The organism is Microcoleus sp. OTE_8_concoct_300 (assembly GCF_031383065.1).
Classification (GTDB): Bacteria; Cyanobacteriota; Cyanobacteriia; order Cyanobacteriales; family Microcoleaceae; genus Microcoleus.
Window position 1 is genome coordinate 1 of sequence record NZ_JANMZH010000135.1, and the last position, 2,574, is coordinate 2,574.

Annotated in this window: 2 protein-coding genes; one reads left to right on the plus strand and one right to left on the minus strand. The window is 46.7% G+C overall.

The features are described from left to right. Positions 1 to 1,751 (minus strand): ABC transporter ATP-binding protein/permease (locus ACUVJL_RS06645; RefSeq protein ID WP_445245140.1); only part of this gene is annotated, 1,751 nt, incomplete at its 3' end. Positions 1,752 to 2,139: 388 nt separating this feature from the next. Between ACUVJL_RS06645 and ACUVJL_RS06650 the strand changes: the two genes are divergently transcribed. Beyond that, a complete protein-coding gene (locus ACUVJL_RS06650; RefSeq protein ID WP_445245141.1) occupies positions 2,140 to 2,571 on the plus strand; it encodes a GlcG/HbpS family heme-binding protein in 432 nt (143 codons plus the stop codon). The last annotated feature ends 3 nt before the right edge of the window (positions 2,572 to 2,574 follow it).

The following is a 2,574-nucleotide window of genomic DNA, read 5'->3' on the forward strand; positions in this document are numbered from 1 at the left end:
TATCGCGGTTCCGTCAACAACAATCTAGCAAAAGCTAAACGCTGCTGTTCTCCCAGCGACAAAATCTCCGCCCAATCTAAATCCGCATCAAAACCGCCCAATCTTTCCGGCAAATCTGCTAAGTTTACTGATGCCAAAACGCGGCGCAATTTTTTCTCATCAACCTCACTGCTGCTGTTGGGATAGAGAAGTTGCGATCGCAAACTACCCAAAATCATATAAGGACGCTGTGGCAAAAACAGCATTTCCCTCAATTCCGGTCGCGCCAAACGGCCAGTGCCCGAGCCCCACAAACCCGCAATTGCCCGCAGCAAAGAACTCTTCCCAGCACCGCTTTGACCGACAATTAACAGTCCTTCACCGGGCTGCACTGCTACCGACAAATCCCTAATCAAAGTCTTTTGATTTTTCGGAGTATCTAAAGTAACGTGTTCTAGTGTCAACTGAGACTCCACTACTACATCTATAGTAGTTCCTCCGGCCTGAGATACGGCTTTTTCCGCTTCCAGAGTATCTGTAAATACAGTCAAACGATTGATACTAGCGGCAAAAGAACTCAGCGGCTCAATCTGAGTTACAATCACTGAAAAAGCGCCTAAAACCTGACTAAAAGCAAAACCTGCTTGAGTGATATCTCCAAACTGGATTTTGCCGGCAAAGTAAGCAGGAGCTAGAAACAAAGCCGGAATAATCACAACAGCATATCCGTATCCCGTGGTAAAATAATCCACATTTCGCTGCCAGCCAATTAGCAAATTAAAGTTGCGGAATACTTCAACAAAGCGCTGCTTTATTTGCGTCGATTCTTGTTCCTCGCCCCCGTAAAAAGCAATAGATTCAGCATTATCGCGAATGTGAACCAGTCCGTAGCGGAAGTTACCTTCTTGTTTAAGTTGGTTAAAATTAAGAGGTACTAATCTTTGACCAAAAATCAGAGTGGCGATAGTCCCCAGAATAGCGTAGATAATCAGGAAAATCGAAAGTGGTTGTGAGATAGACCACAGGATACCTGTGAAAGATATAACATCAACTATTGAACCCAGGATAATGAGCAAAAACGTCAAACTTGTCTTGGTAAATGATTTGACATCTTCAGAAATTCGCTGGTCGGGATTGTCGATTTCCTTTTGGTAATTTATTTCGTAATAAGCCCGATTCTGAAAATACTTATCCAGGAACTTATTAGTCATCCAATCTCGCCAGTAGAGACTCAATTTATCTCGGGTATAGCGGTAAATTACCACAATTGGAGTACCGACTACAAAAACCCCTGCATAGACAAACAGATACTTCCAGTAATTGAGCTGGTCTTTCTTCGCTAGTGCTGTGTTAAAAAAGTTACCGACGTAACTAATTATTACATTCAGACCGCTGACTGACAGCGACAAAAACAGGAGCAAAGTCAATAAAGCCCAGGGGTGCCAGTGCGCAGTCAATCTGTCTTTGAACCAGACAAAAGCACTGAAAGGAATAATTAGCATGAAAGCCACGATCGCAATTGCTGGCGAATTAATAATTCCTTTCAACAAAGTAACTAAGCCCGCCGCAATACTATTGACAAAAGCCGGAAAAAGAGCACCCCCCCCCAAACACACAGCGCTGAGGAGTACAAACATAGCCGCGAAGAGAAATATCAACAACAGCGCCACTAATCCTAAAAAAATTCGGCTGCCTCCCGCCTCTAAAGGATAAAAGTAAGGCTGAGCGATCGCAATAAATCTCTGCCACAACTGACGGTCAAATCGATTCATCTTTGCTTTTTACAGAACTACTCCGACTGTTCTAACATATCAAGTTTTATTACCGATTGTCGCAGTAATTTATTCAATAGTTTAGATAAAAAATTGGTATTACCGAAAGACTAATAGAGCATTAGCCTTTCGGCAGTCAGATCTGAAGGCACTTATGCCCAAGACAATAAAAGTAAGAGTTTCAACAATTAAGAAGGTTCTCATCCTCAGGCCCATTGCTACATTTACAGAGCAATTAGGCCGGGAGAGCAAAAAAATTGGCAGGTTATACCAATTTAATGTGAAGTTGCACATATCTCGATCCCCCTAAATCCCCCTGATAGTCGGGGGACTTTGATCGGAATCTTGTCCCCCCCTTATTAAGGGGGGCTAGGGGGGATCGGATTCTATGCAGACAGATAAGGAAAGTCCTGCAGACATGAAGACCCGCCCGATGCTCACCCTCGACGACTGCCGCAAGATCAGCGCCGCCGCCGAGGCCGAAGCAAAGAAGAACAATTGGATCGTCGCCATCGCGATCCTCGACGACGGCGGCCATCTGCTGCATCTCATCCGCATGGACGGCGCGTCGCCGTTCAACGCGCGCACCGCGATTGCCAAAGGCAAGACGGCGGCGGAAACGCGGCGTTCCACCCTGGTCTGGGAAGAGCGCATCAAGGCCGGCCGCAATTCGATGCTCGGCATGCCGAAGATCACCCCGGTGCAGGGCGGCCTGCCGATTGTGGTGGAAGGAACCTGTATCGGCGGCGTCGGCATCTCCGGCGTGCAATCGCACGAGGACGAGCAGATCGCCGCCGCGGGCATCAAGGCTTTAGGCTGATCA

Coding starts and splice junctions, on each gene's coding strand:
- ACUVJL_RS06650 (WP_445245141.1), top strand. CDS start 2,140: ATGCAGACAGATAAGGAAAGTCCTGCAGACATGAAGACCCGCCCGATG.